The following is a 20078-nucleotide window of genomic DNA, read 5'->3' as shown; positions in this document are numbered from 1 at the left end:
CATGGAAGCATTATTTGCAATCACGCTCGGCGTTCTGACCGCCAGCGGCGTATACCTGCTGTTGCGGGCGCGCATCTACCCGGTCGTCATGGGGCTCACGCTCATTTCGTATGCCGTGAACCTGTTCCTGTTCGCCATGGGCCGACTGGGTACTGGCGTACCTGCGGTTATCGGCAAGAGCGCGGAATATGGCGACCCCCTACCCCAGGCGCTCGTGCTGACCGCTATCGTCATCGGGTTTGCCATGACCGCCTTCGTGGTCGTGCTGTCTCTGCGCGCTATCGGTGAGGTCAAGACGGATCACGTGGACGGCGAGGAGACCCGTCGATGAGCCACCTGATTGCCGTACCAATCGTACTGCCCCTGCTCGTAGGCAGCCTGTTGTTGATGCTCACGAACCTGTCGCTGAACACGCGACGGATCATTTCGCTCGCAAGCACCTGGATACTGCTTCCTGTCTCTATTGCGCTTTTGAACCAGGCGGGTAGCGGAGAGCTGACTGCCTATGCGATGGGCAACTGGCAGCCGCCATTCGGCATCATCCTGCTGCTGGACCGCTTGTCTGCCCTCATGCTCTTCGTGAGTGCGGTGCTGGCCGCCTTCGCCCTTCTGTACGCCGTACGAGGGGACGATGAGCTTGGCCCGAACTTCCACGCGCTTTTCCAGTTCCAGCTGGTAGGGATCAACGGCGCCTTCCTGACGGGCGACCTGTTCAACCTGTTCGTGTTCTTCGAGATCCTGCTGATCGCCTCGTACTCCCTGCTCCTGCATGGCAGCGGTGCGGCTCGCGTTCGCTCGGGGATGCATTACGTCGTGCTTAACCTCGTGGGTTCGTCGCTGTTCCTGATCGGGGTTGGCACCCTGTATGGTCTGCTGGGTACGCTTAATATGGCGGACCTGGCAGTGCGCGTGTCCGAGGCAGATCCGGAGCGCCTGCCAATCATCGGCGCAGCCGGCCTGGTACTGCTGGTCGTGTTCGGGCTGAAAGGCGCCATCCTTCCTCTCTATTTCTGGCTGCCCCGTGCCTACGCTTCGGCAACCGCTCCCGTCGCCGCCTTGTTCGCGATCATGACCAAGATTGGCCTTTACGCGATCATCAGAGTCTTCTTCCTGATCTTCGGTAGCGCGGCCGGTGCACTTGCCGACATGGTTCTGCCATGGTTGTGGCCTCTGGCAATCCTGACACTTGCCGCTGGCGTGGTTGGTGCGCTTGCAGCCCGCAATCTGCAGGTGATGCTCGGTTATCTGGTGATCGTGTCAGTCGGCACCTTGCTCGCCGGCGTCGCATTGGGCAGCGAACGAGGGCTGGCCGGTGCGCTCTACTACCTCGTGCACAGCACCTGGATCTCTGGCGCGCTCTTCCTGCTCGCAGACCTCATTGCTCGCCAGCGTGGTCCTCTGGGCTCGGATCTTGTCAGCGGGCCTGTCCTGGCGAATCCTCTGCTCCTGTCCGCTGCGTTCTTTGCCGGCGCAATCTCGATTGCAGGCCTGCCGCCGCTCTCCGGTTTCCTCGGGAAAGTGATGCTTCTGCAGGCAACAACCACTAATGATCAGGCGCTGGCCCTCTGGCCCGTGGTACTCATCGGCGGGCTTGGCATGTTGATCGCGCTCAGTCGGGCCGGTAGCACTCTGTTCTGGCGCACCCGTGAGGACGCGAATTTCACCCCTGTGAAGGCCGACACGATCCGGACGGTCGCGGCATTTGGCCTACTCGCTGGCAGCGTCGTGCTGGTGGTGGCTGCTGGCCCCGTACATGCCTTCACCCAAGCTATTGCCGAGCAATTGCTCGATGTACGCCTCTACATGAACATCATCCGGGGAGGTGCCGTATGACCCGGTCCCGTTGGTTGCCTCACCCGCCGCTGACTTTGCTCCTGGCGATCATCTGGATCCTGCTGGTCAACGCGCCCACGCTCGGCAATCTACTGCTCGGCTTGTTTCTCGGCTGGCTGATTCCGTTGAGTTGCAGGCGCTTCCTGATCCACGTCCCGCGGGTCAAACAGCCACTGCGCCTTTGCCGTTATAGCCTGATGGTGCTGTGGGACATCCTCGTCGCCAACTTTCAGGTTGCGCGACTGGTTATCGGGCCAAAAGCAAGCCTGCGTCCGGCGTTCGTCGAGATTCCAATGGATCTGGAAGATGAATTCCTGCTGACGGTACTCGCCTGCATCATCTCGCTGACGCCTGGCACGGTATCGTCCGGCCTCAGTGAAGATCACAAGCTGCTACTGGTGCATGGCCTGGATGTCGACGACATCGACGCGCTCATCGCCGAGATCAAACAGCGATACGAAGTTCCCCTACTGGAGATGTTCGAATGCTCACCTACGTGATACCGGTGTGTCTCGTCCTAATGGGGATCGCGACACTTCTGAACCTTGCCCGCCTTATTCAGGGCCCTGATATGCCCGACAGGGTGCTTGCGCTCGATACGCTGTATATCAATGCGTTGGCGCTGATTGTGCTATTCGGTATCTGGCTGGCGTCGGACCTCTTCTTCGAGGCTGCTCTATTGATCGCCGTGATGGGGTTTGTTGGGACCGTTGCGGTCGGCAAACACTTGATGCACGGCGACATCATTGATTGAGGTAACCATGGAAATGCCCTTCATAGTCGAAGCAGCCGTATCGTTCTTCCTGATCATTGGCTCCCTCTTTGCCCTGGTCGGTGCGATCGGCCTGTACCGCTTGCCTGACTTCTTCACCCGCCTTCATGGCCCCACGAAAGCAAGTACGCTGGGCGTCGGCAGCATGGTCGTAGCGTCCATGCTGTTTTTCAGCTATCAGGGAGAAGGCCTTAGCATCCACGAACTGCTGATCACCCTCTTCCTGTTCATCACGGCGCCGGTCAGTGCGCACATCCTTGCAAAGGCTGCGATGCAACAGCGCCTTAAGCTTGTCGAGCGGACTCAGGGCAAGCCTTGGGAATAGATCGGTACTGACCGACGCGGTGGAGTTGCACGCACTCCACCGCGCTCGCCCATAGTCAGGCAATTTTCCCCGTCGTAGCCTATTGCGCTACTTCTGACCTCGACCGAGTTTCCGCCTAGCCGAAGGCACATCAATCTGGCCGCGACGTTATGCGCGCTGCCAGGGTGGCGCCTGATGCACGGCTCGCTGCATGCGTCCACCGGATACGCGATATGAATGCGTGCCACGTCAGGGGCTCAACAGCGCCCTGATCGTTTCTCTCAGTTGCGCGAGATCAACAGGTTTGTGTAGCAATGCCTGGCACCCGAGGCCCGATAGTCGGGCGAAATCATCGCTTATCGCCGCTGTCAGCATCAGGATCGGTAGGGCTTCCAGCCCCGGATAGCGACGAACACGGCTGACCAGTTCATCTCCTCGCATGCCAGGCACGTTGAGATCGACCAGCAACAGATCAGGCGGGCTCTGGATCAGCTGTTGCCATGCTTCGAGGCCGTCGCTGATGACTTCGATGTCTGCCATATCCTTCAGCGCCTTACGGATCAACATCTGGCTAGCCCTGTCGTCCTCCACATAGACGAGCCGAGCTCGTCCAGGCATTGGCCGTGACACGGGTTCACGTGCTGGCTGTTCCGGCAAGGCAGGCAGCTCCGCAAAAGGCAAATCCACCCAGAAGCGACTGCCTTCGCCGGGCGCACTGTCCACTCCGATGCGACCCTTCATTTGCGTTACATATTCACGGCAAAGCGAGAGGCCTATGCCTGTCCCCTGTATGGCGGAGTTTTCCTGGCCGAGCCGCTGAAATGGCTCGAATAGCCGTTCGTGCAGGCTTTGATCGATACCAATACCATCGTCGCCCACCCACAGCCGGACGACGTCGCCCTTCAGCTCCCATCCGAGTTCGACGGTACCGCCCGGCTTGTTGTATTTGATCGCGTTCGACAGCAGATTGAGCAGCACCTGTCGCAGGCGACGTGCATCGCCCCGTACACCCAGCCCGGGCGTTGGAGGATTGATCTTCAACACCAGCCCTTGCGCCTCAAGCTCAAGCTTTACCAGCTGTGCGGACTCCCTGAACAGTCGGCTGACCACGATAGGCACAAGGTCGATACGGCGTCGTTCATTCTGGGCACCAGACCACTCCAATATGTCGCCCAAGAGCTGGTTAAGGTGCCGACTGGCCGCAATGATCTCACCAAGGAAATCAGCCCCTTTGTCCTGCTGCTGGCGCTGCTCCAATTGCAACAGTTGCGCAAATCCCTGGATCGCGTTCAGCGGCGTCCGCAACTCGTGGCTAATACTGGAGATAAACCGAGATTTGGCGAGGCTCGAGGCTTGCGCATCCGCATTGGCCTTACGCAAGCCCTCTTCGCTACGCTCGAGCTTCTCGCCCATGCTCGCGGTTTCCTCGATCACCTGTTTCAGCTCCAGCACATCCGCTTTCGGCTGACTCGGGCGCCAATGACCTCGCCCTATATCGGTCATCATCCGGCGAATGCCTGCGATCGGCTCCAACAGCGTGTTGCTCAGGCGCCGGCTGCGCCATCCGAGATAGAGGAAGAAAACTGCATAAAAGAAAACGAGCCCTGCTATGAGCAGGTACCCAATGTTGGAATAGTGGGCGGCGAGCGCGTCGGTTTTCGCAAATACGGCGGATTCATCCACGACGGACATGAGATACCAGCCCGTTGGTGGTATCTGCTTCCAGGCGACCAGCCGCGGCTGGCCGTCTAGCGTCAGTAGGGTTACGCCCTGCGAGGCCTCCGTCATTGCCTTGAGCAAGGGTGCAGCAGCGGTGTGGTTGCCAAGGTTGAAGATTGTCGGTCGGAACGTGTCGCTGGCAACCACGCCTTCATGCGCGTACTCGGTCGGCTCGGGCAAGCCGAGGTCGCGCTCGCCCTCGGCTGGCAATGCCATGACATTCATACGATCGTTGACGAGCATGGTATAGCCGTTCCAGGGAACCTCCAGCGTACCGAGCTCCTTGATAAGGCCCGATACCGTGATATCGATGCCCACGACACCTTCCAGAAAATTGCCACGGTAAACTGGCGCCACGGCAGACGTCAGCCAACCCCTATGGGCGGGGTCCAGATATACATCAGTCCACACCACCTTGCGCGCTGGGTTGTGGGCTGCATCGGCGAGGTAATAGAAGCTGTGCTCCGAGGGCACGGCTTTGCGGTCGAATGCCGATGCGGTGTCGAGCCACGGATAGATGCGGTTGTAGTGGTCCCAGCTGTTGAAATACAGGCTGGCGATCAAGGGGTTCTGCTGCGCCAGCGCCTTGACCATGGGATCAAGTGTCGCGAGGCGGGCAACCTTGGCAAGGTCATGCTGCTCGGGGGGAGTCACGGAGGAATAGAACGAGGCAGCGCCTCCAATGTCCGTAGCGCTATAGCGAACGCCCTCGGTTGTCATATCGAGTGTCTCGGCAACCCCTTCACCATTGGCGGCGAGGGCGTTGCCGGTCATCTGTCGATAAAAATCGGTGGTGCGTGCGACACGCTCGAGCTTTTCCTCGATGACCCGCGCCTGCGTATTGGTTGCGTGGCCGAGGTCGGATAGCGCCGTTTCACGCAGATGCTCAACCTGCGCCTCGCGGATAGCTCCATTACTAAAGAGGTATACGCTTATCAGACCGATCTCGACGAGCAGCAGCGGCACGAGCGCGCTTCTTACGAAGGCACGCCACATCCATTGGCGTAAGCCGGGCGGGGATAGATGACGCATGTTTGGCTCTTATCGAAGTTCGTGGGCGCGCGCTCGCGGACGGCATATCGAAGCCCGTCGCGATGTTGCGCCCGTACTGCATTCCTATTGCAGACGGCGATGACGAACGCCCTCGCCAGGCAGTTCGTCGGCCGGCGCGACAGGATAGAGGTAACGGGTCCGGCGCGCTATTCGGACCTGGCGAACGCGGCATTCAGCCGCGGCCCGGTGGCACCATGCCAACGCCACTCCCCAACTTGCGCCATAACAGTCGAATGGTCGCTTTGCGAATGAGCGCGCAGCGATACAAGCGAATCTCGAGCGGCAGCTGCCAGGATTCGTCGCCGCAAAGCACGAGTTCACCTCGCTCCAGCTCGGAAGTCATGGACAGCTGTGGAACCCACGCCACGCCCAATCCCTGCAACGCCATGCTCTTCAGGCTGTCCGCCATCGCCGTCTCGTAAACCGTAGTCGCACGAAGCCGCCGCTCGCGGACCAGTGTATTGACCGATCGTCCCAGCAGTGCGCCAGCGCTGTAGGCCAGCAAAGGCACGCCGCCCGCGCCTGCGAGGCTGAATAGTGGATTGCCATCAGCGTCCGGTGCGCATACCGGCATCATTTGAGTGTTGCCCAAGGGAAGCGACGGAAACAACTGCGGATCCATCCGCTCAGCGGCGTCGGGATCGTAGTACGCGAGAATGAGGTCGCAGGTGCCCTCTCGCAGGGCGTGGACGGCGTCGCCCACGTTACTGGCCACCAGGCGGCTGGACAGGTTGAGTCCATCACGCCGCAGCCGTGCGATCCAGGCAGGGAAAAAGCCCAGTGCCAGTGAATGCGCTGCTGCGAATTGCAACACCTCACCCTGCTGGCCCTCCAGATGGTGAAGGTGCCGTACGACATCGTTGAGCTGCTCGACCGTGCCACGGGCAGTAGCCAAGAACAGCTGCCCGGCTTCCGTCAGTTCAACGGGGGTCCGCGACCGATTGATCAGGAGCAGTCCGAGCGCCTCTTCCAGCGCCTTGATCCGGCGGCTGAACGCAGGCTGTGTCACGAAACGCTGTTGAGCCGCTTGGGAAAAACTCCGGGTCGCGGCAAGTGTGCTGAAATCTTCCAGCCATTTGGTTTCGAGATTCACCTTCGGACATTTCCTCTACACGTTCGAACGGCTGTTCGAGTCACACGCTCATTATGCCGATTGTGCATGACCCAGCAAGCAACGGCATTGGCCCAACCCCAGCGAAGCGCCCTATCCTAGGCACATCCAAAGCCAAGCCGCTTCATACAGGAAGTCATGAATCATGTCGTCTGATGCATCCGTTCGCCTCGAGAAAGACCTGCTCGGCACGCTTGAAGTACCCGCCGATGCCTATTACGGCATCCAGACACTGCGCGCGCTGAACAACTTTCGCCTCTCGGGCGTTCCGCTGTCGCATTACCCCAAGCTCGTTATTGCGCTGGCCATGGTCAAACAAGCCGCCGCGGATGCCAACCGCGAGCTGGGCCAGCTTTCCGGAACTCGGCACCAGGCCATCAGCGAAGCCTGCGCACGGCTGATCAAGGGGCAGTATCACGATCAATTCGTTGTCGACATGATCCAAGGCGGTGCCGGTACCTCGACCAACATGAACGCGAACGAAGTTATCGCCAACATCGGCCTTGAAATTCTCGGCCACGCCAAGGGTGACTATGCGCATCTGCACCCCAATAACGATGTCAACATGGCGCAGTCCACCAACGACGCCTACCCGACAGCGATCCGCCTCGGCCTCCTGCTCGGTCATGACACGCTGCTGGCGAGCCTCAAGAGCCTTATCGACGCACTGGCTGAAAAAGGCGAAGCGTTTTCCCAAGTACTGAAGATGGGCCGCACCCAGCTGCAGGATGCCGTGCCGATGACGCTTGGCCAGGAATTCCGCGCGTTCGCCAACACACTGGGTGAAGACCACGACAAGCTTGCTCGACTCGCCCCGGAACTCCTATGCGAGGTCAACCTGGGCGGGACGGCGATCGGCACAGGCATCAACTCCGATCCCCGCTACCAGTCGATCGCCGTACAACGCTTGGCGCAAATTAGCGGGCAACCGCTCGTGCCGGCGGCTGACCTCATTGAAGCAACTTCGGACATGGGCGCATTCGTTCTATTCTCCGGTCTTCTAAAGCGCTTGGCCGTGAAGCTCTCCAAGATCTGCAATGACCTGCGCCTGCTCTCCAGCGGCCCTCGGACTGGCATCAACGAGATCAATCTACCGGCACGGCAGCCCGGCAGCTCGATTATGCCCGGCAAGGTTAATCCAGTCATTCCAGAAGCCGTCAACCAAGTGGCCTTCGAGGTTATCGGGAACGATCTCGCGCTCACACTGGCTGCCGAAGGGGGGCAATTGCAGCTAAATGTCATGGAGCCCCTGATCGCGTACAAGATCTTCGATTCGATCCGGCTGCTGCAGCGCGCTATGGATATGCTGCGTGAGCATTGCATCGTCGGCATCACCGCCAACGAAGCACACTGCCGGGCGCTCATGGAAAACTCCATCGGTCTGATCACCGCACTCAACCCATACATCGGCTACGAGAACAGCACACGCATCGCCAAATCGGCACTCGAATCTGGTCGAGGCGTGCTGGAGCTCGTCCGCGAAGAACAATTGCTGGATGACACCACGCTCGCCGATATCCTTCGTCCCGAGAACATGATCGCCCCGAGGCTCCTGCCACTCGGCGCCTGATCTCGGCTTTCAGAGGGAGGAGCAGTCATTGCCCTCCCTCCGGCGGCTCTTCAACAGCCTTTCCAAACCTCGGAAAGCCGCGAAAGCGCCTCGGCAATTCTGGCTTCGGGGACAGCCGCAAATCCAAGCACCAGGCCCGCTCGCCGCTCCGGCGCGACGTTGTCCGGGTCCAGCCAATAATCGCTAAGCCGATTGATCTCGATACCGGCATCAAGCGCAGCGCGCACGAGCATCGCCTCGCGATCGACGCCGTCCACCCGCACGCAGGTGTGCAGTCCAGCATTGATCTCGGGCAGCCCGGAACAGCCCGGCACCTCGGCCGGCCAATGCTTTTGAAGTGCTGTCATCCTGGCCTTCGCGGCCTTGCGCATCTTTCTGATGTGGCGCGGGAAATGCCCATCAGCGATGAAGTCAGCCATGACCGCCTGAGTCCCAATATCGGACGTTCGAACATCCAGTGCCCGTTGCTGCGTGAACAGATCGACGAGCGCTGGAGGCAGCACGACGTACCCCAGCCGCAACGCCGGAAAGGCAATCTTGCCGAACGTGCCCACATAAATGACGCGCCCGTTCCGGTCCAGTGACGCGAGCGGCGCGAGCGGAAGACCGTTATACCGATACTCCCCATCGTAGTCGTCTTCCACAACCCAGCCTTTGCGCTCGATTGCCCACTCAAGCAACTCAAGTCGCCGCGACAAGCTCAGGGTCACCCCAAGCGGATATTGATGTGAAGGGGTCACATAGGCCAAACGGCAGCCATCGACGGCCTTGAGCTGCTCAACACACAGCCCGTCGCCGTCTACCTCGATGCCAATCAGGTGCGCCCCCGCAGCGGCAAAGGCGCGGCCCGCGGCGCGGTAGCCGGGATCTTCCACCGCCACACGGTCTCCGGCATCGGTAAGCAATCTCGCACACAAACTGATGCCCTGCTGAGCACCACTAGTCACAACGATCTGGGATGCGTCACACGTCAATCCTCTGCTATTGCGCAGGTAAATAGCGATGAGCTCGCGAAGCCGAAGGTCGCCGGCCGGGTCGCCGTATCCCAGCTGCGCGGCCGCCGGCCTGCGCCAGAATCTGGCCTGCAAACGAGCCCAGGTCTCGAAAGGGAACAGATCGAACGCTGGCACGCCCACTCTGAAGGCACGGGGTGGTCCATCAGGGGGAAAGGGCATCGCACAGGCAACAAGGCGGTTAGCCGCGGGCAGCTGCGACGAAGCCTCCACCGCGTGCATCTCGTGCGGTGCAGGCGTGTGTTGTGACGACAAGAGATCCGTAACGTAGGTACCGTCCCCTACTCGACCGGTTACGTAACCTTCAGCGTAGAGCTGGTCAAGCGCGTCAACCACGGTATTGCGCGAAACGCCGAGCAGTATTGCCAATCCTCGGCTGGATGGCAGCCGCGTTCCGGAGCGAAGGCGACCGTCAAGCACGCGCTCACGGATCTGTTCGTACAGCTGCCGGGCTAAAGCGCCCTTGCCGTTGAATCGAATACCTGCCAGATCGGCCGACGACGCATGCCCGCGTTTAATTGGCACCTTGTTTCTGTCCTGAAATGGATCTTAAGGCATACCAATAGCACATTTACGATGGCTTGCACGAAACACGCGATCGTGCGGCGCTCAGTGACTAGGGACCATCCAATGTACATACCGAAGCCATTTCGCCAGGCCGACAAGGCACAGCTAATCCGCCATATACACTTAAGCCGCCTGGCCACAGTCGTCAGTGTCAGTCCGGAGGGCCTGATCGCAACCCATCTTCCGCTAGTGTTCGATGAGCAAGCGGGCCCGCACGGCACGCTCTACGGGCACCTCGCCCGGGCTAATCCGCATTGGCGGGGCGTTGTCGCCACGCAGGAAACGTTGATCATTTTCCAAGGCCCCGATGCCTACATCACCCCCTCCTGGTACGCCGCCAAGGCAGAGCACGGCAAGGTGGTACCGACGTGGAACTACACCGCAGTGCATGCCTATGGCCAGCCAGAGGTGTTCGATGACGCGACCCGACTTCGTGATGTGATTACGCGCCTGACCGAAAAGCATGAGGCGTCGCAAAAGACGCCCTGGTCGGTAAGCGATGCGCCGCGCGACTATATCGATGGGATGTTGCGCGCCATCGTTGGCATTGCAATCCCGCTTACACGCATGGAAGGCAAATGGAAGTTAAGCCAGAACCGGCCCGAAGCAGATATCGAAGGCGTCCGAGTCGGCCTTACGGCCAGCGACAATCCCGCGGACCACGCCTTACTCAACGTGATGCAGCCACGGTGAATCCTCCCATGCCAGTCTCGATCCGCCCCGCCTGCGCAGACGCACATGACGCCTGGATGCGTCTATGGCTAGGGTATCAACGCTTCTACGAAACGGACATTTCCGCAGAGACGTCTCAAGTAACCTGGGCGCGGCTTCTTAGACCTGAAGAACCAATGTTTGCAGCAATGGCATGGCGCGACGACGAAGCGCTCGGCCTGGTCCACTGGATCTACCACCGCTCATGCTGGACGACAGGCGATTATTGTTATCTGCAGGATCTTTTCGTTCAGCCGCCAGCACGGGGCGCAGGAGTGGCCCGTGCACTTATCGAGCATGTTTACACGGAGGCCGAATCGCATGGCGCTGCTCGCGTGTACTGGCTGACCCATGAAAGCAATATGGCAGCCCGGGCGCTCTATAACCGGATTGCAGCGCGCACAGGTTTCATTCAATACCGCCATGTGCTCGGAAATGGGCAACCATGAACATGCAGAATTGGGCACCCGCTCAAGCACCCTCTCGCACAACCATGACCGGCCGGTTCTGCCAGCTGGAACCGCTCGACGTGGCACGTCATGGCGATGACCTGTGGATGCATCTGCAGGGCCCGAGTGCCGATACTCAGCTATGGGACTATCTTCCGTACGGCCCTTTTCCGACGCGAAGCGCGTTTGACCAATGGCTCGCCCGCCAATGCGCGAGTAGCGACCCACTGCATTTGGCGGTCATCGACAACAGGACCAACTGTGCCAGTGGCAGCCTGAGTTTGATGAACATTATTACCACGCATGGATGCATCGAGATTGGCCACGTCATCTATGGCCCCGCCATTCAGCGGACCCCTGTCGCCACCGAAGCGATCTATCTGCTGGCGCGCGAAGCATTCAGGCTGGGAAATCGTCGCCTGGAGTGGAAGTGCAACGCCGAGAATGCGCGATCGAAGGCAGCGGCCGAGCGCTTTGGATTTTCCTACGAAGGAACCTTTCGGCAACACATGATCATCAAAGGCCGGAATCGAGACACGGCGTGGTACGCCATGCTGGACAGCGAATGGCCGCACGCGCGACTGGCATTCGAAGCGTGGCTGTCGCCTGCAAACTTCGATGAGCGCCGCATGCAGAAGCGCCCCTTGGCAGCAAGACGTTAACTCAAGCCCCTACGGTGGCGCTCCTGTTCCGCCTCGTTGAACCCGTTCAACGCATTGCGACCAGGGCGCATAGGAAAAAGCCTGCCGAGAGTGACGCGCTGATGGCGTCAAGTCGCACCCATTTGGTGCGAACCGCGAAATTGCCTGGCAAGCCGGCCTGAAGAACCATTCGCGACTGCGCTCGCCGATGGATTGGACGGGTGCTTCCCCCTAGAAAGACAAGAACAGGAAAGAACCTATGCTTGACCTTCTCAATGATTTCATCTGGAGCAAAGTGCTGATCGTCATGCTGGTCGGCCTCGGGCTGTATTTCAGCGTGCGCTCGCGCTTCGTGCAATTTCGTTATTTCAGCAGCATGTTTCGTATCTTCGGCGAAGCCTTCCAGCGCAAGCCAGGGCAACTGAGCTCCTTCCAGGCACTGATGCTCAGCGTTGCCGGTCGCGTGGGCGCGGGTAACATTGCGGGCGTTGCTGTGGCGATCAGTCTCGGCGGGCCGGGAGCGGTCTTCTGGATGTGGCTCGTCGCACTGGTCGGCATGGCGACGAGCTATTTCGAGTGCACCCTGGCTCAGCTCTACAAGCGCGACGAAGGCGACGGCACCTACCGCGGCGGTCCGGCCTTCTACATCTTGCACGGCTTGAAGCAACGCTGGATGGCGGTGCTTTTCTCCATTCTGTTGCTGGTCACGTTCGGCTTCGGCTTCAACGCACTGCAGTCGTTCACCGTCGCCAGCTCCTTGCACGACACATTCAATATCCCAACCTGGGCAAGCGGTATCGCGCTGACTGTCGTGATCGGCCTGATCATCTTCGGGGGCATCAAGCGAATCGCCAAGTTCGCGGACGTACTCGTGCCGCTGATGGCCGTTTCCTACATCCTGATGGCGCTCTTCGTGATCGGTAGCAACCTGTCGCAGGTGCCGGAAACATTCAGCCTCATCATCCGTAGTGCGTTCGGCCTCGAGCCTGCGTTCGCCGGCGGCATCGGCGCTGCGATCCTGATGGGCGTGCGCCGCGGCCTCTTCTCGAACGAAGCCGGCCTTGGCAGCGCACCCAACGTAGCCGCTGTGGCCGAAGTCAGCCATCCCGCCGCCCAGGGTATCGTTCAGTCCCTCAGCGTATTCATCGATACCATGATCATCTGCACATGCACCGCGCTGATCATTCTGCTCTCCGGGATCTATGAGCCCGGAAGTGAAGCCAGTGGCGTCATCCTGACACAGACTGCATTGGCGGCCGTTGTCGGTGAATGGGGCCGGGTATTCATTACCGTCGCGCTCACGGTGTTCGTCTTCACCACGCTGATCTACAACTACTATCTGGGTGAAACTGCACTGGGCTTCTTTAGTCGCAAACGCCCATTGCTGATCGTCTATCGTGTCCTCGTCGTCCTGCTGGTTCTATGGGGCGCGGTGCAGGATCTGGGCACGGTGTTCGCCTTCGCCGACGTAACGATGGGCATGCTTGCGATCGTGAACCTCATCGCAGTGGCGCTGCTGTTCAATACTGGATTGCGTGTCATGAACGACTACGATGAGCAACGCCGCAAAGGCAGCAAGTCGCCAGAATTCGATGCGTCCCGCTTCAGCGACCTCGATCTGGATCCAGCGGTCTGGCGCTCCAGCAAGCAGGACGCCGTGAAACGCACCTGATCTACTCTACCTCCAGCAGCCCATGGCGGACACGTGCTCCGCCAAGGCGCTGCCGGATGTCTTCGTCGATACGCGCGTCATCAGGGCGATACAACATGACCTGGCGATACGCGTTGACCCGATTGATCTCCGGCCCAAGGTATTCCCACACGACCCGTGTGCAGGCGGGCGTCCGGCGATCTCCACTCGATACGCCCATCTTCAGACCGTTAAGCCGCGTGATCCGACTCTTGAAGCTTGGAATGAGGATCGTCTGGCTCATCTCATTCAGCGTCAGCGACTCGTAATCGATCAGGAAGAGACGGTCTTGCAGGTAGTAGGCCGCACCGAGATACCGGCAGCGCACCCAATCGTCGGCCTGACCATTCGAAGCCCGCTCCTGGCGCTCCTGACGTTCGAAAAGGAAATGCCCGTCCTCTTCTCGCATCTGCACCAATGAAAGCAGGATGCTGCCGGGCACGGACATGCAGTTGGAGTATTCGAAGTAGTAACCGCAATACCTGGAAAGATTCCCTGCTTGGTCAGCCAGCGGCTCGAACAGGGTGCTGATCGGATCCTTGGCCGGCGCGACCGGCGACTGGTCGACGCGCGCCCCGATAAGGCGTGAAAACTGCTCGGGTGGCAGACCCAGCTCGTAGCCCTCGACGCCAAAGAAGTCCCCGATTCGCTTGAGGTTGTAGGCGGTCGGCTGACTCTGCCCGCTCAGGTACTTGTTGAACTGCGCACGATTGATCGAGAGCTTCCGGCATACCTCCGCAATCGATCGATAGTGGCTGCACAGCAGCTTGAGATTTTCACCCAAATGGTTGGACATGACCGCTCCCCTTCACGACGGGCGCGACTATAGCATCAACTCGCGTCGCCCTTTTGCCCTGGCGACTTAACTTTATAAACGGTCGCGCCAACTTGGACGCACTGCGCTACTGGGCGCGGCTCCGGTGGCTCGATACGCTATGGAAAACAAGACGATGTCTGAAGGGAATTAAGTGAAGATGACCGTGAAACGCGTGCTGGTGCTTTACACCGGCGGGACCATCGGTATGCAGATGGGCCAGACCGGACTTGTGCCCGCAGGCGGCTTCGAGGCCCGCCTCCGACAGGAGCAGGCCGGTCGTTCGGCAGAGACTCCGGAGTGGACATTCGAATCACTGGAGCCGCCGCTGGACAGCGCCAACATGACGCAACAGAACTGGCTTCTGATGCGAGACGCAATTGTCGCTGCGTACACCAAGGGCGAGTGCGACGGTGCGCTCATCCTTCACGGTACCGACACGCTCGCGTACAGCGCTGGCGCCCTGAGCTTTCTCCTGCTTGGCCTGCCGATTCCCGTGGTATTGACTGGGTCGATGCTACCGGCGGGCGTACCGAACAGCGACGCCTGGCCAAACTTGTTCGGCGCCATGACAGCCCTTGCCAACAACGCCACCCCGGGGGTACACGTCTTCTTCAACGGTAGGCTCATGCACGGCGCTCGCGTGACGAAGCTGCAGAGCGACGAACACGATGCGTTTCATGTATTGCCACGTAAGCGCCCCGCCGCTAACGGCGTACCGGGCCAGACGACACTTGATTACACGCGGCGCCCCCAGCCGGCAGCCATCGCCATACTGCCCTTGTTCCCTGGTTTGAACGCGATTCAGGCCGAAGCGCTTCTGGCAACGAATCCGGCTGGCCTTCTTCTCGAATGCTACGGCAGCGGTACCGGGCCGTCGGATGATCAGTCATTGATGAACGTGCTGGCCGATGCCCATCGCCGGGGTGTGGTACTCGCGGCGATCAGTCAATGCCCGTATGGCCACATCGCCTTCGAGACATACGAAGCGGGCAGTCGCCTCCGCGACACGGGCCTCGTCTCGGGCGGCGGCATGACGCGAGAGGCCGCACTCGGGAAGCTATTTTTCCTGACCGGCCTCGGGCTCGACCAGCCGACCATTGAGCAAGCCTTCGCATCCGATCTCTGCGGCGAGCTTTACGAGCGCTAAGCGCTGTCCAACGGCACTCGCCGACACTCCAGGCAGGGACCCGATCAACTAGATCAGCGAGATCCGACGCCTGCACAGGCGGGCCTGGACTCGGCCACCCCAAGCTAAACGCAGAGTGAGCCGACGTAGCGACCCTGCCCCAACCTGCCTTCAACCCGGCGATATCGCTACTGGGTAAGGCCGCGCGATCGATAGTCAGCCCGCGAACTGCCGCGTGGCATAGCTATGGTAGTAATGTGAAAGCCGTCAATACCAGTCTTTGACGGGTTCACGTTAGTCCTTAATTCTACCGTCGCTCATGCGTACTGCAGCACATCTCTTTATATAAATAAGCCTAGCTACTGGACATATAAAAAGTTCACTACGTATCAAACAACGATACCAATATTGCAGAACTAATCACATTATTAGAGTTGTTGCGCTTTCATCGCGTCGTTAGCATTCTCCTCTCTAAACACGCCGCGCAAGAAGTTGCGCAGCCGTGCCACATCTTGCGCAATACAGCGTAAGACCCGCTTCAGGCAGAGCCGACAGGACGTCGACTCTATACATGTGAGTCATGGAATGACCTATTCGAGCACATTATCCGTGCATTATTCGGGTCTAGCCGGATCAGGCGTCAGTGAAGATAACTTCGCTGGTGAGGATGTCCGCTATTCCGATGAATACGAAAGACTCGAATCTGAAGTAGGCAAGGCCCACTCAATGCATGGCGCTGGCGCCACTGACTGGGGGCTGGTCTGCGAGATAGCCGAAGGTGTGCTCCGGTCCCAAAGCAAGGATCTCCGTGTTGCGGCGTGGCTGGCGTGGGGACTTTACGAACAACATCATCTGGCCGGGCTTCATGCAGGGCTTGCTGTTCTGGCCAGGCTCACTACAGAGCATTGGGATACGCTCCACCCAGCAAGGCCTCGAACGCGATTGGCAGCATTGAGCTGGCTCATGGCGCGCCTGGAATCAGTCGCTGAAGCTGAGCCGTTCGAGAGTAAGTTGCGCCCAATCGTTGAAGGCATCGCCGACCAGTTAGAGACGCTCGAACGTTCCCTGAGCGTGGCCCTTGGCGACGATGCGCCCTTTTTGAAACCGATTCGCAGGCGAATCCTCGAACGTATTCAACAGGCCGAGCCTGCTCCAGACGCTCAAGAAGAACAATCGGACAGTCGCGCGGCACCGTCGACGACGCCCGTGCCGGTATCGACAGCACCAACCCTAGTTGCGAATGACAAGGATGCCCACAAGGCCTTGCGCGCCATCCAGGAGCAAGGGCGGACGCTATGCGCCTACTGGTTGAAGCAGCGCGCGTCGGATAGTCGGCCACTTCAGCTCTCACGTGTGCTCGCCTGGCTCTCCATTGATGGGCTCCCAGACCATAACGCCGAGCAAATCACATCGCTACGGGGTCTGCCTGCTGACAAGATTCGTAGTTACCAGGAGCGTTTAGAACAGGGAATGTTCGCTGAGCTGCTGGTCGAACTTGAGACCAGCCTCGCCCGCGCGCCCTTCTGGCTCGATGGGCATTATCTGGCTTGGCAGTGCCTCGAAGCGCTCGGAGCCACTAACGCCATGCATGATCTGGAAGTACAGCTTGCATCATTTCTTCGACGCATAGCGGGACTGGAAGCGCTTCGCTTCCACGACGGTACCGCCTTCGCCAGTGCGGAAACACGGCAGTGGCTCGATAGCCAGGTCACGCGCCACGGCGTGGACGCTCGCGAGCAGTCAACGGCGCCTTCCGACAATCCCTTGCCGCACGATCCGCTTTCGGCGCCCGCCTGGGAAACCACCCTGGCCGAAGCCCAGGCTGCGCTACGCAAGGAAGGCCTCAAGTCGGGCGTTCGACGCCTGAAGCTTGGACTGGCGAAAGCCAACGGCGGCCGCGAGAAGTTTCACTGGAGGCTGGCCCTCGCACGCCTTTGCCTGTCCGCGAAGAAGTACGACCTGGCCAGACATCAACTCGAGACGCTCGATCTCTGGATACATGGCAACGGCATATCGGAATGGGAGCCGCAACTCTCGTTGGAGCTGATTCAGCTGCTGCACAACTGCCTCGAGCTTATGCCGCAGAACCCCGCCAACAAGGAAGCGCGGGACGCTACCTATCGACGACTGTGCCACCTCGATCTCGAAGTGGTACTCGACTAGGCCCACCGGGCCCTCAACAAGGAGATGATTCATGGCCAAAGATGGCTCCGTCGCACCCAAGGAACGTGTCAACGTCACATTCAAACCGACCTCTGGTGGTGCTCAGGAAGAGGTCGAGCTGCCGCTGAAACTGATGGTATTGGGCGACTTCACCCAGCGCGCCGACAACCGCAAGATCGAAGACCGCAAGCCAATCAGCATCGACCGTAACACCTTTGACGAGGTGCTGGCCAAACAGGAACTGTCGCTGTGCCTGAATGTGCCGAACCGACTTCAGGACGAGCCGGAGCACGACGAGTTGACGGTCGACGTCAAGATCAACTCCATGAAGGACTTCAATCCTGCGCAACTCGTCGACCAAGTCCCCGAGCTTAAGAAACTGATGGATCTGCGTGATGCACTCGTTGCGCTGAAGGGCCCTCTCGGCAACGCCCCAGCATTTCGTCAAGCCATTGAAAAGGTACTCGCGGACGATGCCTCCCGCGAGCGGGTTCTGGAAGAACTCGGCATGAGCGAGCCTGCCCCGCAGGACGCCTGATCACACGACAAGGATGAAGACCCGATGAGTACTCAAGCTGCAGTAGCCAACGCCTCCCGTGTAGAAAGCGCGGGCATTCTCGATCGCATCATTGCCGAGACGCGCCTGACACCGCAGGACGAAGCCTATGGAATCGCCAAGCGTGGCGTATCCGCCTTTATCGAAGAGCTGCTGAAACCGCAGAATGCGAACGAGCCCGTCAAAAAGGCCCTGGTCGACCGCATGATCGCTGAGATCGACGCCAAACTGAGCCTGCAGATGGACGAGATTCTGCACCATGCGGAATTCCAGGCGCTTGAATCGTCCTGGCGCGGGCTCAAGCTGCTCGTGGATCGCACCGACTTCCGCGAGAACATCAAGCTCGAAATCATCAACGCCTCCAAGCAAGATCTACTCGATGACTTCGAGGACAGCGCGGAAATCACCCAATCGGGGTTGTACAAACACATCTACACGGCCGAATACGGGCAGTTCGGTGGCCAGCCGGTGGGTGCATTGATTGCCAACTACTTCTTCGACCCAAGTGCCCCTGACGTCAAGACACTCCAGTACGTTTCGAATGTTGCGAGCATGTCCCACGCGCCCTTCATCGCAGCGGCCGGCCCCCGCTTCTTCGGCCTGGAAAGCTTCACGGGTCTACCGGATCTGAAGGATCTGAAGGATCATTTCGATGGCCCACAGTTCGCCAAATGGCAGAGCTTCCGTGAACAGGAAGACTCCCGCTATGTTGGCCTGACGGTGCCTCGCTTCCTGCTCCGTAATCCGTACGACCCGGAAGACAATCCCGTGAAGACGTTCGTATACAAGGAGAACGTTGCCAACAGCCACGAGCATTACCTGTGGGGCAACACGGCCTACACCTTCGCTAGTCGCCTGACGGATAGCTTCGCCAAGTTCCGTTGGTGCCCGAATATCATCGGCCCGCAGAGCGGTGGCGCCGTGGAAGATCTGCCGCTTCACCATTTCGAAAGCATGGGCGAGATCGAAACCAAGATCCCAACCGAAGTTCTCGTTTCCGATCGCCGCGAGTACGAACTGGCCGACGAAGGTTTTATCGCGCTGACAATGCGCAAGGGCAGTGACAACGCCGCGTTCTTCTCTGCCAACTCGGTGCAAAAGCCAAAGTCATTCGGCAACAGCGAAGAAGGCAAGCTCGCCGAGCTGAACTACAAGCTGGGCACCCAGTTGCCTTACCTTTTTATTGTCAACCGCCTCGCGCACTACCTGAAGGTGCTGCAGCGAGAGCAGATTGGCGCATGGAAGGAGCGCACCGACCTGGAACTGGAGCTCAACAAATGGATTCGCCAATTCGTTGCCGACCAGGAAAACCCGAGCGCCGAAGTGCGTAGTCGCAGGCCGCTGCGCGCCGCACAGATCATGGTCAACGACGTCGAGGGTGAGCCGGGCTGGTATCGCGTGAGCCTGAACGTCCGTCCTCATTTCAAATACATGGGCGCCGATTTCACGCTGTCTCTCGTCGGCAAACTGGACAAGGAATAAGAGAGATGAATGCAGCTGCCATGGGAAGGTTTTCGGTTGCCTCAGTGCACTTTGGGGAGATGCGCTGAAATGGCCTATGGCAGCTTGTTCGAACGGCTGGGAGGCGACACGGCAGACCGCATGACGCTAGATGCCGAGACGTCCGCGATGGCATCCGTCGCTGCCCATCTCTCGAAAATGCTTAGCACCCGGGCCGGGAGTGTCCAGACGCTCCCGGACTATGGGTTGCCCGATCTCAATGACATGCGGCTGTCGCTGCATGACGCACTCCAGCAGGCTCGAAGTGCGATTGAACGGTTTATTGAAGCCTACGAGCCACGCCTCAGTGGCGTCAGAGTATTCGCCTTGCCGCGTGGCAACGATCCGCTGACGCTCAGATTCGGCATCGATGGTGTGCTCGATGTCGGCGAACTCAAGCGCAAGGTGGCATTCAATGCTCATCTTGGCGGTAGCGGCAAAGTCAGCGTCGAACAGGCCTGATCGATCACTGCGTTGTAGCGG

At 59.5% G+C, this 20078-nt stretch carries 19 protein-coding genes; 15 read left to right on the top strand and 4 right to left on the bottom strand.

The genetic code is table 11. The annotated features are described in order from the left end of the window. Position 1: 1 nt before the first annotated feature. The 5 genes from ACY8D3_RS07155 to ACY8D3_RS07135 are packed head-to-tail and all read left to right on the top strand — an operon-like array spanning position 2 to position 2930. On the top strand, positions 2-331 hold the full coding sequence (locus ACY8D3_RS07155) for a Na+/H+ antiporter subunit C (protein ID WP_462382888.1): 330 nt from the start codon (positions 2-4) through the stop codon (positions 329-331). Further along, positions 328-1833 carry a monovalent cation/H+ antiporter subunit D gene (locus tag ACY8D3_RS07150; protein ID WP_462382886.1) on the top strand — a complete coding sequence of 502 codons (1506 nt, stop codon included), beginning with the start codon at positions 328-330 and terminating at the stop codon, positions 1831-1833. Before ACY8D3_RS07155 ends, ACY8D3_RS07150 begins: the two co-directional genes overlap by 4 nt. Then, positions 1830-2333 (top strand): Na+/H+ antiporter subunit E, encoded by a 504-nt coding sequence (locus ACY8D3_RS07145; RefSeq protein ID WP_462382884.1) that lies wholly within the window; start codon positions 1830-1832, stop codon positions 2331-2333. Before ACY8D3_RS07150 ends, ACY8D3_RS07145 begins: the two co-directional genes overlap by 4 nt. Then, entirely contained in the window at positions 2318-2587 is a 270-nt protein-coding gene (locus ACY8D3_RS07140) for a K+/H+ antiporter subunit F (protein ID WP_462382883.1), read from the top strand. Before ACY8D3_RS07145 ends, ACY8D3_RS07140 begins: the two co-directional genes overlap by 16 nt. 13 nt (positions 2588-2600) lie before the next feature. Continuing rightward, positions 2601-2930: a Na+/H+ antiporter subunit G gene (locus tag ACY8D3_RS07135; RefSeq protein WP_462384282.1), complete on the top strand. Its 330-nt coding sequence runs from the start codon at positions 2601-2603 to the stop codon at positions 2928-2930. Positions 2931-3158: 228 nt separating this feature from the next. Here the strand turns inward: ACY8D3_RS07135 and ACY8D3_RS07130 are convergent, their stop codons facing one another. Both ACY8D3_RS07130 and ACY8D3_RS07125 read right to left on the bottom strand, forming a co-directional pair. After that, the gene (locus tag ACY8D3_RS07130) at positions 3159-5660 is read right to left on the bottom strand and encodes an ATP-binding protein (RefSeq protein WP_462382881.1); all 2502 of its coding nucleotides are present in this window, start codon (positions 5658-5660) and stop codon (positions 3159-3161) included. 193 nt (positions 5661-5853) lie between these two features. After that, positions 5854-6774 (bottom strand): LysR substrate-binding domain-containing protein, encoded by a 921-nt coding sequence (locus ACY8D3_RS07125; protein ID WP_462382879.1) that lies wholly within the window; start codon positions 6772-6774, stop codon positions 5854-5856. Positions 6775-6937: 163 nt separating this feature from the next. Between ACY8D3_RS07125 and ACY8D3_RS07120 the strand changes: the two genes are divergently transcribed. Further along, entirely contained in the window at positions 6938-8362 is a 1425-nt protein-coding gene (locus ACY8D3_RS07120; protein WP_462382877.1) for an aspartate ammonia-lyase, read from the top strand. Between the two features lie 50 nt (positions 8363-8412). Here ACY8D3_RS07120 and pdxR read toward each other — a convergent pair whose 3' ends face one another. After that, the gene (pdxR, locus tag ACY8D3_RS07115) at positions 8413-9894 is read right to left on the bottom strand and encodes a MocR-like pyridoxine biosynthesis transcription factor PdxR (RefSeq protein ID WP_462384280.1); all 1482 of its coding nucleotides are present in this window, start codon (positions 9892-9894) and stop codon (positions 8413-8415) included. 111 nt (positions 9895-10005) lie between these two features. Between pdxR and ACY8D3_RS07110 the strand changes: the two genes are divergently transcribed. The 4 genes from ACY8D3_RS07110 (at position 10006) to ACY8D3_RS07095 (ending at position 13415) form a co-directional block, all read left to right on the top strand. Then, on the top strand, positions 10006-10635 hold the full coding sequence (locus ACY8D3_RS07110; protein WP_462382875.1) for an FMN-binding negative transcriptional regulator: 630 nt from the start codon (positions 10006-10008) through the stop codon (positions 10633-10635). Between the two features lie 8 nt (positions 10636-10643). After that, entirely contained in the window at positions 10644-11102 is a 459-nt protein-coding gene (locus ACY8D3_RS07105) for a GNAT family N-acetyltransferase (RefSeq protein ID WP_462382873.1), read from the top strand. After that, positions 11099-11764, top strand: a complete 666-nt coding sequence (locus tag ACY8D3_RS07100) for a GNAT family N-acetyltransferase (protein ID WP_462382871.1) — start codon at positions 11099-11101, stop codon at positions 11762-11764. Before ACY8D3_RS07105 ends, ACY8D3_RS07100 begins: the two co-directional genes overlap by 4 nt. A gap of 238 nt (positions 11765-12002) precedes the next feature. Beyond that, positions 12003-13415: an alanine/glycine:cation symporter family protein gene (locus tag ACY8D3_RS07095; RefSeq protein WP_462382869.1), complete on the top strand. Its 1413-nt coding sequence runs from the start codon at positions 12003-12005 to the stop codon at positions 13413-13415. A gap of 1 nt (position 13416) precedes the next feature. Here the strand turns inward: ACY8D3_RS07095 and ACY8D3_RS07090 are convergent, their stop codons facing one another. After that, a complete protein-coding gene (locus tag ACY8D3_RS07090) occupies positions 13417-14229 on the bottom strand; it encodes a helix-turn-helix domain-containing protein (RefSeq protein WP_462382868.1) in 813 nt (270 codons plus the stop codon). A gap of 178 nt (positions 14230-14407) precedes the next feature. On the opposite strand from ACY8D3_RS07090, the gene ACY8D3_RS07085 reads away from it, so the two are divergent. The 5 genes from ACY8D3_RS07085 to tssE all read left to right on the top strand — a co-directional run bounded on the left by ACY8D3_RS07085 (position 14408) and on the right by tssE (position 20057). Beyond that, positions 14408-15397: an asparaginase gene (locus ACY8D3_RS07085; RefSeq protein WP_462382866.1), complete on the top strand. Its 990-nt coding sequence runs from the start codon at positions 14408-14410 to the stop codon at positions 15395-15397. Positions 15398-15961: 564 nt separating this feature from the next. Further along, positions 15962-17539 carry a type VI secretion system protein TssA gene (tssA, locus tag ACY8D3_RS07080; RefSeq protein WP_462382864.1) on the top strand — a complete coding sequence of 526 codons (1578 nt, stop codon included), beginning with the start codon at positions 15962-15964 and terminating at the stop codon, positions 17537-17539. A gap of 31 nt (positions 17540-17570) precedes the next feature. Beyond that, a complete protein-coding gene (gene tssB / locus ACY8D3_RS07075) occupies positions 17571-18077 on the top strand; it encodes a type VI secretion system contractile sheath small subunit (protein WP_462382862.1) in 507 nt (168 codons plus the stop codon). 24 nt (positions 18078-18101) lie between these two features. Then, the gene (gene tssC, locus ACY8D3_RS07070) at positions 18102-19577 is read left to right on the top strand and encodes a type VI secretion system contractile sheath large subunit (RefSeq protein WP_462382860.1); all 1476 of its coding nucleotides are present in this window, start codon (positions 18102-18104) and stop codon (positions 19575-19577) included. A 69-nt stretch (positions 19578-19646) separates the two neighbouring features. Beyond that, a complete protein-coding gene (tssE, locus tag ACY8D3_RS07065; protein WP_462382858.1) occupies positions 19647-20057 on the top strand; it encodes a type VI secretion system baseplate subunit TssE in 411 nt (136 codons plus the stop codon). Positions 20058-20078 lie beyond the last annotated feature (21 nt).

This window comes from Pseudomonas sp. Marseille-QA0892 (assembly GCF_054950135.1).
The sequence above is the reverse complement of the archived record's forward strand: the minus strand, read 5'-3'. Positions and strand labels throughout refer to the sequence as shown.

What these genes read in the sequence shown, in the direction of transcription:
- ACY8D3_RS07155 (WP_462382888.1), top strand. Translation starts at nt 2, where the DNA reads ATGGAAGCATTATTTGCAATCACGCTCGGCGTTCTGACCGCCAGCGGC.
- ACY8D3_RS07150 (WP_462382886.1), top strand. Translation starts at nt 328, where the DNA reads ATGAGCCACCTGATTGCCGTACCAATCGTACTGCCCCTGCTCGTAGGC.
- ACY8D3_RS07145 (WP_462382884.1), top strand. Translation starts at nt 1,830, where the DNA reads ATGACCCGGTCCCGTTGGTTGCCTCACCCGCCGCTGACTTTGCTCCTG.
- ACY8D3_RS07140 (WP_462382883.1), top strand. Translation starts at nt 2,318, where the DNA reads ATGCTCACCTACGTGATACCGGTGTGTCTCGTCCTAATGGGGATCGCG.
- ACY8D3_RS07135 (WP_462384282.1), top strand. Translation starts at nt 2,601, where the DNA reads ATGCCCTTCATAGTCGAAGCAGCCGTATCGTTCTTCCTGATCATTGGC.
- ACY8D3_RS07130 (WP_462382881.1), bottom strand. Translation starts at nt 5,660, where the DNA reads ATGCGTCATCTATCCCCGCCCGGCTTACGCCAATGGATGTGGCGTGCC.
- ACY8D3_RS07120 (WP_462382877.1), top strand. Translation starts at nt 6,938, where the DNA reads ATGTCGTCTGATGCATCCGTTCGCCTCGAGAAAGACCTGCTCGGCACG.
- ACY8D3_RS07110 (WP_462382875.1), top strand. Translation starts at nt 10,006, where the DNA reads ATGTACATACCGAAGCCATTTCGCCAGGCCGACAAGGCACAGCTAATC.
- ACY8D3_RS07105 (WP_462382873.1), top strand. Translation starts at nt 10,644, where the DNA reads ATGCCAGTCTCGATCCGCCCCGCCTGCGCAGACGCACATGACGCCTGG.
- ACY8D3_RS07100 (WP_462382871.1), top strand. Translation starts at nt 11,099, where the DNA reads ATGAACATGCAGAATTGGGCACCCGCTCAAGCACCCTCTCGCACAACC.
- ACY8D3_RS07095 (WP_462382869.1), top strand. Translation starts at nt 12,003, where the DNA reads ATGCTTGACCTTCTCAATGATTTCATCTGGAGCAAAGTGCTGATCGTC.
- ACY8D3_RS07090 (WP_462382868.1), bottom strand. Translation starts at nt 14,229, where the DNA reads ATGTCCAACCATTTGGGTGAAAATCTCAAGCTGCTGTGCAGCCACTAT.
- ACY8D3_RS07085 (WP_462382866.1), top strand. Translation starts at nt 14,408, where the DNA reads ATGACCGTGAAACGCGTGCTGGTGCTTTACACCGGCGGGACCATCGGT.
- tssA (WP_462382864.1), top strand. Translation starts at nt 15,962, where the DNA reads ATGACCTATTCGAGCACATTATCCGTGCATTATTCGGGTCTAGCCGGA.
- tssB (WP_462382862.1), top strand. Translation starts at nt 17,571, where the DNA reads ATGGCCAAAGATGGCTCCGTCGCACCCAAGGAACGTGTCAACGTCACA.
- tssC (WP_462382860.1), top strand. Translation starts at nt 18,102, where the DNA reads ATGAGTACTCAAGCTGCAGTAGCCAACGCCTCCCGTGTAGAAAGCGCG.
- tssE (WP_462382858.1), top strand. Translation starts at nt 19,647, where the DNA reads ATGGCCTATGGCAGCTTGTTCGAACGGCTGGGAGGCGACACGGCAGAC.